The sequence below is a fragment of the Microbacterium sp. genome, from assembly GCF_048259935.1.
GTDB lineage: Bacteria > Actinomycetota > Actinomycetes > Actinomycetales > Microbacteriaceae > Microbacterium.
This window is the reverse complement of record NZ_JBLXHF010000003.1, coordinates 218,721-233,009: the sequence shown is the minus strand read 5'-3', so window position 1 is coordinate 233,009 and position 14,289 is coordinate 218,721. Positions and strand designations below refer to the sequence as shown.

Sequence of the window (14,289 nt, the reverse complement as noted above, 5' to 3'; positions counted from 1 at the left end):
CGAGATGAGCATACCTACGCCGATAGGTAATGACAATAGGCAATTCCTCGGATCGACTAGGGCCGATCAGTGAAGACTATGGTCTGGTTTCCCTTACGAATGACGCGATCTTCGGCATGCCACTGCACGGCTCTGGAGAGGACAGCGCGTTCGACGTAGGCGCCGCGGGCTTGCAGGTCGGCGGCCGTCATCGCATGGTTGACCCGAGCAATGTCCTGCTCGATGATCGGGCCCTCGTCGAGCTCCTTAGTCACGTAATGCGATGTCGCGCCGATCAGCTTGACACCTCGCTCGCGAGCCTTCCGATAGGGGGCGGCCCCGATGAAAGCGGGCAGGAACGAGTGGTGAATGTTGATGATGGGAGCCGCGACCTCGTCGAGGAAGTCCTCGCTGATGATCTGCATGTATCGCGCCAGCACGACGAAGTCGACATTCCCCTTCAACAGCTCGAGAATCCGTGCCTCGGCCGCTGACTTGTCCGCGCCCTGCGACGGGACATGGAAGAACGGGATCCCGAACGAGCGCACGTCTTCTGCGACGTTCGTGTGGTTGGAGATCACCATCGGGATCGTCACGGGCAACTCGCCCCTGCGGTGTCGCCAGAGCAGTTCGAGCAGACAGTGGTCAGAAGTGGATGCGAGGATCGCCATGCGCTTGGGGATGGACTGATCGGTGAGCGTCCATTCCACACCGAAGGGTGTGAGCGTCGTGGCCAGATCCTCCTCGATCTCCTCGATCGCCACCTTCAGATCCTCCCGATGGAACACCACCCGCTGAAAGAACTCCGCAGCCTCGGCGTTGTCGGAGTACTGATCAAGCGACATGATGTTGCCACTGTTTCTGGTGATCAGCGCAGTGATCGCCGCGACCAGCCCCTGCCGGTCTGGACCATGCACGACGAGGCACGCGTGATCGATGAGTGATTCGACGGTGTGGGTCATTCGGCTGGCTCCGTAGTCATTGTGCGGTTTCACGACAATCGCGTCGATTCAGGACCGTGCGGTGAACTGGTTCGCCCAGTCGGCTGTGGCCTTGAGCCCTCCGAATGTGTAGAAGTGCAACTTGGTGTTCTCGACCCCACCGGTTCGTGCGGCGGTCTCGGGGTCGGCGAGCAGCACCGCGAGGTCGTTCACGAAAGTGTCCGGGCCCGCCGTTCCCATCAAGTTCGTGAGCGAGAACCCATACTTCTTCACGATCATCGCGTTGGCGCCGATTCCGAATCGGCGCGCGAATCCGAGCAGCCTCTTGATGCCTGCAGGTCCCGGCGTTCCGATGCGGATCTGCGAATCGATCCCCCGGTCGCGGACGGCGGTGATCCACTCCATCACCGGGTCGGTGTCGAACGCGAACTGCGTCAGAATCACCGCGTTCAGCCCCTGCTCCTTCAGCGCCGCCGACTTCGCTTCGAGGTGGCGCCACAGCACATCGCTCTTGATGTCGGGATGCCCCTCCGGATATCCGGCGATCGACACTTCCTTGACTCCGTAGCGCTGCAGCAGGCCCGTCTCGATCAGAGCGAGCGCTGAGTCGTAAGGACCTTCCGGCGTGGCCGGGTCACCGCCGACCGAGAACACGTGATCAGTCGCGCCCACCTCTTGCAGCCGACCGAGGAACTCTTCCAGCTGGCCCTGCGACGACAAACGTCGCGCCGAGATGTGGGGAACAGGCACGAAACCGAAGTCTCGAACGGCCTTCGACGCGCTGACGCGCATCTCCAGATCCTCATTGCCGAGGAACGTGACATTGATCTTCGAGCCCTGCGGGATCGCATCGCGCGCCTCTTCGAGCCCCGGGACATCTTTCCCGGTCATCTCCAGGGAGAAGTTCTCCACGAGCTTCACTGCGGCTGACTGATTAGCGGGGGTGATGTGTGCCACGGGCGGGCCTTTCCGTGTGGGGTAGCGCAACGTCGCGCGAATTCGACTATACCTATCCCGATAGGTAATGACAATAGGTATTGATCTCGGCTCGGAACTTCGATCCGGCTTGCCAATCACTATGCTCATAGGTACTCTCGGGGGATCGCAATGTCGCGTGAGAGTGGAGAGTGCCGGATGCTGTCAGTCACCGAGGCGACGGTCGAGAGCGGACCGATCTGCGACTCGCCACAACGGTCCGTCAACCGAGCAGACGCAATCGCGGCGGTGCGCCAGTTGCTGGTTGCCGTCGGGGAAGACCCGGATCGCCCCGAACTCGCCCGCACCCCCTCGCGCGTAGCCGGCATGTTCTCCGACTTGTTCTCTGGAATCGGCGTGGACCCCGCCACCGCCTTGGGCACACCACTGGCCAACCTGAGCACGGACGAGACCGGTGATCTAGTGGCGCTCACGGGGATCCGCTTCACCTCGGTGTGCGAACATCACCTGTTGCCGTTCATGGGCACAGCGGACGTTTTCTACGCACCGGATCAGCGAATCGCCGGCCTGAGCAGAATCGCGGCGGTGGTCGAATCAGCGGCCCGCCGCCCACAGCTTCAGGAACGCTTCGGAATGGATATCGCCGGAGCGGTCATGTCGGTTCTTCAGCCTCATGGCGTGATGGTTCGCGTGCAGGCTACGCACGGATGCGTCGCGCACGCAGCTCCCACCGCCGCAGATTCGCGTGCGGTGACGATCGCCCGGCTCGGCGATATCTCCGCGGTCGCATTGCAGCTGGCGCTTCGCGAGACTCGCGACCTCTGACGCTGCGGCATCGATGCCCCCAGCTACCAACGCAAAAACGGCTGAACCCCCGAAACCGGGGGTTCAGCCGTTCACGATGTCCTGAGACATCACATGGCGGAGACGGAGGGATTTGAACCCGCATCCAGTGTCATTTCCGGGCTGTGCAGGGCTTTCCACGCCCGGGATCTCGCGGAAGTCGACCTTTCGGGGTTGTGCCGAACGGCACCGAATGCGACACGTTCTTTCTCACGCGTTTACCCGGCGAGCACCGCGACAAACCGGCCTCCCTATGAGCTTCTGCCCGCGTGCAGTGCGTCGCCACCCGCAGCCGGCGCGTGGCAGATCCCTTTGGTGGACCCGACCGAATCGGATGCTGTCGCCGGAACATGAGACTGCGCCTGCACCCTTCACGACATAAGACAGAGCCATCTCCCGACCGCGATCACTTCGCCGCGCGGCCCAGGGTCAACTCTCCAAGCGCTTGTGCGATCGTGCCGAACAGCTGCGGAGGCATGTCGAACAGTCCCGCCGGCAGCGGGTCGGTGACGTTCCAGTCGATGCGGCGCCTGACTAGTGCTTCATAGGCGGGATCGTGCGCGCGGAGTACGCCGAGCACCGCGGCGAGTGCCTCCGGATCGTCAGCGATATCCCGGAAGCTCGACTCGATTGAGGGGTGCGGCGCGGGCGGAACAGTTGCGAGGCTGATGATCCAGCTGTGGGAGCCGGCACCGACGCCCAGACACCTGCCGTCGGGCAGCACGACTTCGGCGGTCGCATGCACCGGGACAGTCAGGTGGAACCGGAGGGTGTCGACCTCGCGCTCCCAGCCCCCCATGACCCTCCCAGACGGCGTGTCGACAGTCGCACCGGCTCGGTCGAGGCCCTGCAGCGGTGTCGGCGCGAAGCGGATTCGCCGATAGGCCGGCGATGCTGGTGCGATGCCGACGAGGCGGCGATAAAGCCAGTCGACGACGGCCCCGAAGGCATAGTGGTTGAACGAGGTCATCTCGCCCGGGTTGATTGAGCCGTCGGGCAGCATCGAGTCCCAGCGTTCCCAGACCGTGGTCGCGCCCATCGTGACGGGGTACAGCCATGAAGGGAGGCCGGTCTGCAGAAGCAGGCGCCCCGCGATGTCGGCATGGCCCGTGTCGATCAGTGCGTCGAGCAGCAGGGGTGTGCCGACGAAACCTGTCGCGATGTGGAAGGCGTGACGGCGCGACACCTGTGCGAGGCGATCGCCCAGCTGCTCGCGCTGAACCGGATCGGTGGCGATGCCGAAAGAAAGTGCCAGCGCATAGGCCGTCGGCGCATCTGCAGTCATCCGTCCGGCGGGTGTGACGTAGGTGGCGAGAAATGCTGAACGAGTACGTTCGGCTATCTGCGCATACTCAGCAGCGAGATCGTCGCGACCGAGGCGGTCAGCGGCGCGCGCCACAAGATCGGCTGAGCGGAACAGATGCGCCGTCGCCACGATGTCGGAGGGAACCTTGGCGGCGCCCGGATTGTCGGGGGGCGCCTCCGGGTCCAGCCAATCGCCGAGCTGGATGTGACCTTCCCACAGCCCGTCGGCACCGACCACGGCCAGGATGCTGTCCACCCACGCTCTCATGCTGTCGAACTGATCCCTCAGCACGCCCTCGTCTCCGAAGCGCTCCGCAAGAACGCTCGGCACCACGGTGGCGGCGTCCCCCCAGGCGGCAGTCGGCCCTACGGGGTAACGCAGGACGTCCGGCACGACGAAGGGAACGACTCCGTCGCGCTTGCCCTGCTCGAAGGCGAGGTCGCTAAGCCAGTTGCCGAGGAACGCGCGGCTGTCGTACAGGGTCGCTGCAGTGGGGGCGAAGACCTGCACGTCTCCGGTCCACCCCATCCGCTCGTCGCGTTGCGGGCAATCGGTCGGCACCGAGAGGAAGTTGCCTCGCATGGACCAGACCACGTTCTCGTGAAGGCGGTTGAGAAGCTCGTTCGATGACTCGAACCAGCCGGTCCGGCGCATGTCGTTGTGGAGCACCAGCGCGCGCACGCTGTCGAGGCCGAGTTCTCCGGGCCAACCGCTGATCTCGGCGTAGCGGAAACCGTGGAAGGTACCCATCGGCTCCAGGACGTGCGGACCTCCGTTCAAGACGAACCGGTCCGTCGCGGCCGCCCGGCGCAATGGCCTGGTGCCGAGTTCGTCATCCTCGAGAACTTCGGCGTGACGCACCACGATCTCGGTGTCTGCCGGACCGTCCACCGACAGCCGCAGGCGACCCACGAGGTTCTGGCCGAAGTCGAGCCGGTGCGTCCCTGACGGCATCCGCTCGATCGCGACCGGCACGACCTCCTCGATACGCCGGACGGGTTCCAAGGTGCGGGCCTCGGGCACTACGCCCGACTGGAGGATCCGTGCGGGGGTTCCCGCCCCGGGTCGGCGGCGGAGGTCGACGGTCTCGCCTGCATAGATGCCCGACGCCACGATCTGCCAATCACCCGTAGCGGACCACGTGGGATCGGTGCGGATGACCTCGCTGCCGCCGTCGGCGTAGCGGAGATGCAGTTCGATGGCGACCGAGGGCTGCTCTCCGTAGACGCGTGCACCCGTCGGACCGAAGCCGTACTCCTCTGTGAACCAGCCCCCCGTGAGCCGGACCTCGATCGTGTGGGAGGGGTTCGCGCCGAGCGGGGCAAGTACGTCGACGGTGTCGTGAAGCACCCGGTTGTCGTAGCTGGTCCACCCGGGACCGAGGACCGAGTCGTCGATGACCGATCCGTTGATCGCGACTTCGGCGATGCCGAAGGCCGACACGTGCGCGAGCGCTGAGACGACCTGGCGGTCGGTGCGAAACGCGTGGGAGAGGAGGACGGGCTGTGCCGGGCGGTCAGGGCTGTCGAGCCCGATGAAGGGTGCCGACCATGCAACCACTGACGCCAGCCTCAGCTCGAGGGGATCACTCCACTCCGAGAAGGATCCGGATGCGTCTGCCACGCGTACCTCGACGGCATGGGTGCGATCGTCCGAGAGCGGAGCGAAAGGCCACTGCACGAGCGTGTGGTCCGCGCCCCTGAGGCTCGCAACCCGCTCGCCGTCTAGCCGGACCTCGGCCGTCATCTGGCTCCACCCGGCCGGTGCGGCGGCGACGATCCATGAGAGGCGGGGCCGATTGGTGGCGATGAACGGCGAATCGTGTCGGTGCTCAGCGGCGACCGTTCCGACATGCACGGCAGTGCTCACAGAGCGTCCTTATGCACGCTGAGTACGAAACGCGCGTACCCGGTGAGCGCTGGGGTGCCGCTGTCGGTTGCTTGGACAATTATGTGAATGTTGGCCTCGGGTGCATCGACTGGAATGGTGACGATCAGTTCGTGGGGCGAGACTTCCACCTCGCACGCGTAATCCAGTTCTTGCCAAGCAGTAACCGACACGTCGTCGCCGTCCGGGTCTTCGACTGCGAACGGAAGCACGACCCGCTGGCCTGGAGAGACGCTGATGTCTGTCTGCGTGGCGAGGATGCGGGGTGCGTGGTTGGCGTCAGCGAATTCTGGCGTCACGCTCCACCGCAGTCGTGCGGCGAAGTCCCTCTGGTAGGCGCCGAACCACTGCGCGACCTCTCCTGCGTCGACCACCGCCGCCCCTGGCGACCACGGCACTTGACCCACGCTGTTCCAGCGGTGCGGGTCGTTCTCATCGCGTTCGAGCCGACCGCCCCAGCCTCCGAACGTGGGGTGCTCGGCGTTGCGCAGTCCGTTGTCGATGTGCATCGCAAAGTTCGAGGAATCACCTTCGGAGATCCAGGCGCCGTCAGGTCGGAGGGGCGCCCAGAGTGCGTAGCCCTGTGCAACGAGGCTTTCGGGGGTGGCGCCGGGGACGCCGAAGTAATCCTCAGGATCGAACCCGGCTGCCATCTGCTTGCCGTCGCCCCACACGCGGTATGCGCGCCCCAGCGGACCGACCGTCGAAACGTTGTCTCGTGTCCACTCGGCGGTGAGATAGTGCTTCGCGTCGTCTGGGACGACGTCCCAGGCGAAATAGCCCCACGCTGCGGTCGCTACGTCGCGGAACTCCAACTCCGGCCAGGTGGGCCGAATGTAGTCCGCGAACGTGTCGTCTTGCTCTGCAAAGCTGGTGATGACGGTGCGACCGACGACGAGACCGTAGATCTCTTCCCATCGGTCGGTGTCCCGGAACTCCTGCTCGATAGACATGAGTGCCCGAGCGATGGTGTTGGTTCCTCCCCAGGCTTGGGCGAACACCCGTCCAGGGGCCTTGCTCAACAGCACGGCCTTGACAAGGTCCGATCCCGCGGTGGGGTTCCGGGTGTCGCCTGCGTCATCGATGTTGCCCTCCGCGATGATCGCGCGCAGATCGGCTGGCCGCGGATAACGAGGGTCGTGGCGCACAAGATTGTCATACGCAGCTTCGTAGGCATCAACCGCCTGGTCGATGTGCATACGATCACCCGCCGAGGGCCACCGGTTTGCCGCGACGGCGCGAGCCAGATCGCCACGGTGGTGGAACCGGCTGGCTGAGTAGACCAGGGCGGCGATGTCGATCTCGTTGCTGTAGAGCAGCAGACGCAACATCGAGTTGAGATCGTCCAACTCGGGGTCGGTCGTGACGATGAGGCGTGCGGGTGCGGTGGTCACGACTGTCTCCTCAGGGATCCCACGCTGACGGTCTTCACTCCACGACCGAGGGGATCTCGAGCGGGGCCCGCCAGTTCGCAGGGTACAGGGGGTCGAGGGTGTCGCCGGCAACATCGGGCCGGCTGGCCACGACAGCCGCCATCGAGCGCGGCAGTTCGAAAGGCAGACGCCCTTCGGCTGTCACCACCCCGGTGATCGCATCGATCAGCGCCGCGTCGGACGCCCCGTAATCGGCGACGACGGCGGTCGCGAACTCGATGATCGGCGTGAGGATCGCCGGGCGGCTGAGCGTCACTGCGACGATGAGCGGCGTTCGGGCCGCCATGTCACGCAGCTCGTCGATGACCGCGACCGGGAACTCCAGCGACCCCTGCTCCATCCCACTCTCCAGGAAGAAGTGATCGCGCGCCTCGAACGGCGCCGCCAGACGGACGATCACGACGTCAGCCTCTGACGGTGCCACCGCAGCCCAACCTTCCGGCAAGGCAGATTCGTCGATTCCCCGCAGATGGGCACGCCGCGAGCCCACCAGGGGAAGGGCTTCCTGATCGCCGAGACGTCCGTTGTGAAGAACAGTGATTGCTCGGGACTGGGCGAGCCTGCCGAGTGCAACGTGTTCTCGCAGGGGCAGGTCGCGAGGGTCGCGGACCGGCGTCGTTTCGGTCGCGTCGTCCATGAGACGCAGATTCAACTCCACGACCCGTGTGGCGGCTTCCTGGACGCGCGCCGGAGAGACCCGACCGTCCTCGAGGAGCGAGACAAGAAGAGGTGTGTCGCTCTCGCCGCCAAGCTGATCGACACCTGCGTTGAGCAGTCGGGTGACGCGCTGTGCGGCATCGAGCTGCTCGACGCCCCACGCTCGGGCCGGGAAGGGCTTGCCGAACACAACCGCGTCGTGAACGAGCCCGAAGTCACTTAGCACCAGACCATCGAATCCGAGCTCATCGCGCAGGAGATCGGTGATGAGCGCTCGGTTGAAGGCGAAGCCGACTTCTTCCACTGCCCGACCGTTGCGAGTGAGGCCGACCGGCATCCCGTAGTAGGGCATGATCGCCGAGGCGCCCGCCGCGATCGCTGCTCGGAAGGGCATGAGGTGATCTTCGAATCGACCGCCCGGGTAGATCTGCTCGCGCCCGTACGGGAAGTGCGGGTCCTCGCCGTCCTTCTGCGAGCCGCCGCCCGGGAAGTGCTTGACCGTCGCCGCGACACTGTCGCCGCCGAGGACGGGACCCTGCAAGCCCTCGAGGAAGGCAGTCACAAGGCGCGAGGTCAGCAAGGGGTCGGCCCCGAAACTCTGCGCCTGGCGCGCCCAGCGGGGTTCGGTTGTCAGGTCAACCTGCGGGTGCAGCGCCATGCGGATGCCCATCGCGCGGTAGTCCTCACGCACGATCGCCGCGAACTCCCGCACGAGGTCGGGATCGTCCAGCGCCCCGAAACCCACGGGCTCGGGCCACTGCGAGACACCGTCCGCGCGGTGCGTGGCTCCCATGTTCTGCAGGAAGGAGTGACGGGGGTCAGTCGAGAAGATGATGGGCAGTCGAGACCCGTGGGTCGTGGCGATCTGCTGCAGGCCGCTCAGCACATCAGCGGTCTGCGCAGGGGAAGGGATGTCGGCGAGGCAGAAGTGGCGGATGCCGCGCTCGACGATCAGCTCTCGCGTGGAGGGGCCGAATGGTGAGGCTTGGTCTGGATCGTGGTCGGCGGTGAGGGCGACGATCGGGTGAAAGAGCAGCCCTGCGAGGTCAGGGGCGCTGAGACCGGCGACGACCTCTCGAGCGCGGCTGCGAACGCTGGGTGAGGGCGAAGCTTCGAGTGTCATGCAATTCCTTCTGGTCGGGCTCGGGTGCAGCACTGTTGAGGGCAGTTGACTGCAGAAGCGTGCGCCGCTCCGCCTGCGTCGCCGGGTCGGCGACAGGAGACGCGAGCAGCAGCCTGCGGGTGTAGGGATGAGTGGGGTTCGACGTGACGATGTCACCGTCGCCGCATTCGACGATCTCGCCGGCGCGCATCACCGCGACGCGATGGCAGAGCACGCGAACGACGTTGAGGTCGTGCGAGACGAACAGATACGCGACGCCCGTGCGCTCCTGCACTTCGAGCAGGAGATCGAGGATCCGCGCTTGCGTCGTGAGATCGAGGGCGGAGACCGGTTCGTCGCAGACAATCAGTCTCGGCTCGAGGGCGACGGCCCGCGCGATGGCCACACGCTGTCGCTGACCACCGCTGAACTCTCGCGGGAGTCGCTCGGCGGCATCGACCGGCAGATGGACCATGTCGAGAAGGTCGCGCACTTTGCGGGCCGCGTCCTTCCCGCTCACTCCACGTGCGCGAAGCGGTTCGGCCAGGGTGTCGCCGATGGTGAGCGACGGGCTGAGCGAGGAGTAGGGATCCTGAAAGATGACTTGGAGGTCGACGGACAGAGCGCGTCGCCGCGCCCGCGAGGCGTGGGCGATCTCTTCGCCGTCGAGCGTGATCGATCCGCCTGTCACCGGTGCAAGACCAAGCGTGGCACGGCCAAGGGTGGACTTGCCCGATCCGGACTCGCCCACCAGCCCCACGGTTTCGCCCGCGCGGACGTCGAGGCTCACGCCGTGGAGGATCTCGATCGGACGCTTTCGGAAACCGCGCCCGGGATAGGCGACGCGAAGATCGCGGATTTCCAGGAGCGGGTGATCTTCGGTGGGCGCGTTGGTAGCGATGTCGTTCATGGGTTCAGCGCTCCTCTTGCGGGGGCTCCGTCGAGGAGTGCGTCGAAGAGGCCGCGTGTGTACTCGTGGCGTGGATCACCGAAGACGTCGGCGACGGAGCCGGTCTCGACGATGCTGCCCGACCGCATGACCGAGACCCGGTCGGCGAGGTCGGCGACGACCCCGAAGTTGTGGGTGACGATCAGGATGGAAATGCCGGTTTCACGTTGCAGGTTGCGCAAGAGTTGGAGGATCTCCGCCTGCACCGTGACGTCTAGCGCGGTTGTCGGCTCGTCGGCGATGATGAGATCGGGCTCGGTTGCCACGGCGCCGGCGATGAGAACGCGCTGTGCCATCCCGCCGGATATCTGGTGGGGATAGGCGGCGAACGTCCGCTCAGGGTCCGGAATACCCACGCGTGCCAGGAGGGACAGGGCTCGTGCTTTGGCGTCCCGTCGAGACAAGCCCAGCGTGATCTGGAGCGGCTTCACGAGCTGGTGGCCGACGGTGTACGACGGATCCAGGTTGGACATCGGCTCCTGCGGAACGTAGCCGATCCGTCGTCCGCGCAGTTTCTGCAGCTGGCGGGAGCTCATTCCCAAAAGGTCGCTGCCCTCGAACCGGATCGCGCCCGCCACGCACCTTCCCCCCTCAGGGAGCAGGCCCAACACGGACCAGGCGGTTTGTGTCTTTCCCGACCCAGACTCACCGATCAGAGCGTGCACTTCGCCGCGGCGGACGGTGATCGAGACGTCGTCCACGACGGTCTTCCATCCACCGCTCCCTCTATAGGCGACCGACAAGCCTTCGATCTCCAGAAGAGGCTCACCCTCAGCCGGGTCCTCGTGTTGAACAGCTGCATCCGGCGGAGGGTTGGGTGCCGTCCATCGCGTCGGCCCGGCCCCCCTGTGTTCGCTGGAGTGCTCCAGGACGTCGCGCAGGGCTGTGCCGAACAGCGAGAACGCGATACAGGTGAGGGCAATCGCGATGCTCGGCCACACCATCAGCCAGGGGGTGCGCGACAGATTGTAGAAGCCTTCGCTCAGCATCCCACCCCATGTGGGAAGCGACGGGTCACCGACACCGAGGAAGTCCAGGCTGGCTTGGACGGCGATGGCTACGGCAAACAGGCCGGCGGTCAGAAGGATGACGGGCGCACGGACCGCAGTGAGAATGTGGCGTCCCACTATCCTCAGATCAGTCAAACCCGCGACGCGGGCCGCGTCGATGTAGAGCTCCTGACGCACGCTCCGGACCGAACCGTAGACGATCCGGTAATACGACGCCGACAAAACAACACCGAAGATCGCCATGATCAACCAGATCGAGGGTCCGAGTGCCGCCCGCGCGGCGAGCAGCACGACGATCGCCGGGAGCGACAGAATCACACCGGTCATCCAATTGGACGCCGTGTCGAACCACCCGCCCCGATAGCCAGCGATGAGCCCGGCGGTGATGCCGATCAAGGCCGCGACCACGACTGCGACGAGTGCGCCGAGCAGACTGATGGACGTTGCGTAGATCAGTCTCGAGAAGATGTCACGCCCGGCGCTGTCACCACCGAGCAGGTGTTCCGGGCTCGGCGGAGCGAGCACGTTGGACAGGGATGTCTCCGCCGGCCCGTAGGGAGCCAGGAACGGGCCCACGACCGCGACGAACACGAGAGCGATGAGGTAGATGGATGAGAGGAGGCCCAATGGGGTTCTCAGCAACCGCCCCGCAACCGAGCGGCGGGTGCGTGTGGACGGTGTCATGACAGTCGCACCTTCGGGTTGAGCCATCCTTGCAAGAGATCGATGGCGAGATTGACGAGGAGCACGATGACCGCCGTGAGAACAATCAGCCCCATGACCAGCGGGATGTCGCCCTGGATGGTGGCTGATACCGCGGTCTGTCCGAGCCCGGGCAGGGAGAACACTTGCTCCACCACGACCGCCCCGCCGAACATGACGATGAACTGGATGCCGAGCACACTGAGGGCTGGTCCCGCGGAGTTTCGCAGCACGTGACCGTAGATGACATGGCGATCGGGGATGCCTCGTGACCGCAGCGTGCGGACGTAGTCGAGTCGCACGGCATCGAGCATCGACCCGCGCACCTGCTGCGCGATGCTGGCGATCGCGCCGATCGAGAGGGCGATGATCGGAAGGATGATCGTGGAAAGCCAGCCGGTGATGGAGGTCTCAGCTTTGATATACCCGGTGGCGGGAACCCACTGAAGTCCGATCGCGAAGACCAGCACCAGGACGAGTGCCACGAGGAAGCCGGGAATCGCTGCCCCGACAAACGAGGTGATCTGGATGCTGCTGTCGAGCCAACCGCGGCGCGTGGCTGCAATCACACCCAGAATTGTGCCCACGACGGCGGTGAGCAGAATGGCTCCGATCGTGAGCGAGAGAGTCACCGGAAGTCGACTGGCCAGAGCTTCGGTGACAGGCTGGCCGGAGAACCACGAACGGCCCAGGTCGCCTGTCAGCGCACTGCCGAACCAGTCAAGGAACTGCACGATGATCGGCCGATCGAGCCCGAGTTCCTCCGCCTTTCGAGCGACGATCTCGGGATCTGCCGTGTCTCCGACGATGCGCCGCGCCGTGTCGCGCGCGCCGAGGTAGAGGAGGAAGAACCCGAGCACACTGATGGTGAGAACGGTGAGAACACCGGCCACGAGGCGGCGGAGGATGAATGTCAGCATTGACCTGGTGTCGCGCGCGGGGCCGGGTGTGCCAGCCCCGCGCGCGATCCTTCCTGGTTATTCGGTGGGTCGGATGTTCCAGAGGTAAGGAACGGCATTGCCGACCTGAACTGTCGCCTGAGTTCCCTCCGCTGTGATGAATGCGGACGTGGGCCGGTACAGCGGCGCGTACCAGGCCTGCTCAACAACGTAGGTGTTGAGATCCTTGGCCGCAGCATCTGCCTCAGCCTCGTCACCTGTGCGCACGACTTCTGCGAGCTGAATCACGGTCGGGTCCGCGACGTGGGAAGTGTTCCACGCGGACTCAGGCAACATCGAGAACTGGATGGTCTGCCATGAAGTGGGGTCGGTCTGAAGGAGGAACGGGAAGGCCGCCCACGACCCGCCGAGCATGCGTCCGAACAGGTCATCACCGGTCGTCTCCCACTCGACGGTGATGCCGACGGCGCCGAGCTGCTCCTTGTAGATCGCGAACACCGACTCCGGGACGAAGTTGTTGCTCGGCATCACCAGGGTGAACCCATCCGCATAGCCAGCTTCTGCAAGGAGCGACTTGGCCTGCTCCGGGTCGTACGGGTAGCGGTCGTTGAGCGACTCGTCGTACGCGGACGTGTCCGTGCCGAAGACCTGTGTCGTGACGGTGCCCAGGCCGTTGTCCAGGGCCTGAAGGAGGCTTTCGCGGTCGAGTGCGTAGTTGATCGCCTGGCGTACACGAACATCGCCGATCGCCGGGTTGATTGTCCCCTCACGATCCACGAGGAGGAAACCGCTCCAGCTTTGCTCAGATGTCTCTGCGGTGAATCCGGCGGCCTCGGCCTCGGCGATCTGCGTTGCGCTCTGCAAGTTGGCGGCATCGACCTGGCCACCCTTGACCGCGTTCATGAGTGCGGTCGGGTCCCCGTAGAACGCCATCTCGATGGTCTCGTAGTGCACCGATTCGGTGTCCCAATAGTCCGGGTTCGCGTCGTACACGTACTTGGAGCCGACGACAGTTTCGTCGGCATCGAGGACATAGGGCCCGCTGCCGATCGGCGTGGTCTGCGCGTCGGGAGAGTCGAACATGGCCGGGCTCCCCACGATGCCGGCGTTCTGACTGAGGTAGACGGGCAGGGCCGGGTCGGGCTGAGCCAGCGTGATCACGAGCGTGCTGTCGTCGGGAGCATCTGCTGCGGTCATGCCCGCGAGGAAGGAAGCATTGGAGCTGGTGCCGTCACGGAACCGAGTCAGGTTGTCGGCAGCAACCTGCGCCGTGAGGGCGGTGCCATCGCTGAACTCCACGTCGTCACGCAGTGTCAACGTCAGAACGGTCTTGGAATCGTCCCACTCCCAGGCTGTCGCCAGGCCTTCGACAATGGTCCCGTCGGGTTCGGCACGAAGGAGAGTGTCATAGACCGCCTGGAGGTACGGCGACTCGTTGGCCCACGCGGATTCCCACGGTGCGAACGAGGTGAGCTGCGTGATGAGGCCGAGACGCAGAGGCGGCTGGTCCTCTGCCTCGGGTGCGGCGGGGGAAGAGCAGGCTGTCAAGGCGAGGGCTAAAGCGAGCCCACCGGCCGTGACAACGCTTGCAAGCTTGGTGCGGTGCATCGTTGCACGTCCTTTCGGAACGAACGGGAGTGCCGAC

Annotated in this window: 10 protein-coding genes; 1 reads left to right on the top strand and 9 read right to left on the bottom strand. The window is 65.1% G+C overall.

Annotated elements, in window-relative coordinates; translation table 11 throughout:
* Window positions 1-56: 56 nt before the first annotated feature.
* Window positions 57-941, bottom strand: a complete 885-nt coding sequence (gene purU, locus ACN0RC_RS06735) for a formyltetrahydrofolate deformylase (protein ID WP_417510061.1) — start codon at window positions 939-941, stop codon at window positions 57-59.
* Between the two features lie 48 nt (window positions 942-989).
* Window positions 990-1,877 (bottom strand): methylenetetrahydrofolate reductase, encoded by an 888-nt coding sequence (locus ACN0RC_RS06730; RefSeq protein WP_417510059.1) that lies wholly within the window; start codon window positions 1,875-1,877, stop codon window positions 990-992.
* Between the two features lie 177 nt (window positions 1,878-2,054).
* Here ACN0RC_RS06730 and folE point away from each other — a divergent pair, with 177 nt between their 5' ends.
* On the top strand, window positions 2,055-2,681 hold the full coding sequence (gene folE / locus ACN0RC_RS06725) for a GTP cyclohydrolase I (RefSeq protein WP_417510057.1): 627 nt from the start codon (window positions 2,055-2,057) through the stop codon (window positions 2,679-2,681).
* A 424-nt stretch (window positions 2,682-3,105) separates the two neighbouring features.
* Here the strand turns inward: folE and ACN0RC_RS06720 are convergent, their stop codons facing one another.
* The 7 genes from ACN0RC_RS06720 to ACN0RC_RS06690 are packed head-to-tail and all read right to left on the bottom strand — an operon-like array spanning window position 3,106 to window position 14,252.
* The gene (locus ACN0RC_RS06720; RefSeq protein ID WP_417510055.1) at window positions 3,106-5,874 is read right to left on the bottom strand and encodes a family 78 glycoside hydrolase catalytic domain; all 2,769 of its coding nucleotides are present in this window, start codon (window positions 5,872-5,874) and stop codon (window positions 3,106-3,108) included.
* Window positions 5,871-7,286: a nucleoside hydrolase-like domain-containing protein gene (locus ACN0RC_RS06715; protein WP_417510053.1), complete on the bottom strand. Its 1,416-nt coding sequence runs from the start codon at window positions 7,284-7,286 to the stop codon at window positions 5,871-5,873. The genes ACN0RC_RS06720 and ACN0RC_RS06715 overlap by 4 nt, the downstream gene beginning before the upstream one ends.
* A gap of 34 nt (window positions 7,287-7,320) precedes the next feature.
* The gene (locus ACN0RC_RS06710; RefSeq protein ID WP_417510051.1) at window positions 7,321-9,105 is read right to left on the bottom strand and encodes a glycoside hydrolase family 3 protein; all 1,785 of its coding nucleotides are present in this window, start codon (window positions 9,103-9,105) and stop codon (window positions 7,321-7,323) included.
* Complete coding sequence (locus tag ACN0RC_RS06705; RefSeq protein WP_417510049.1) at window positions 9,029-9,994, bottom strand: ATP-binding cassette domain-containing protein; 966 nt, start codon at window positions 9,992-9,994, stop codon at window positions 9,029-9,031. Before ACN0RC_RS06705 ends, ACN0RC_RS06710 begins: the two co-directional genes overlap by 77 nt.
* A complete protein-coding gene (locus ACN0RC_RS06700) occupies window positions 9,991-11,727 on the bottom strand; it encodes an ATP-binding cassette domain-containing protein (protein ID WP_417510047.1) in 1,737 nt (578 codons plus the stop codon). Before ACN0RC_RS06700 ends, ACN0RC_RS06705 begins: the two co-directional genes overlap by 4 nt.
* Entirely contained in the window at window positions 11,724-12,665 is a 942-nt protein-coding gene (locus ACN0RC_RS06695; RefSeq protein ID WP_417510045.1) for an ABC transporter permease, read from the bottom strand. Before ACN0RC_RS06695 ends, ACN0RC_RS06700 begins: the two co-directional genes overlap by 4 nt.
* Window positions 12,666-12,722: 57 nt before the next feature.
* A complete protein-coding gene (locus tag ACN0RC_RS06690; protein ID WP_417510043.1) occupies window positions 12,723-14,252 on the bottom strand; it encodes an ABC transporter substrate-binding protein in 1,530 nt (509 codons plus the stop codon).
* Window positions 14,253-14,289 lie beyond the last annotated feature (37 nt).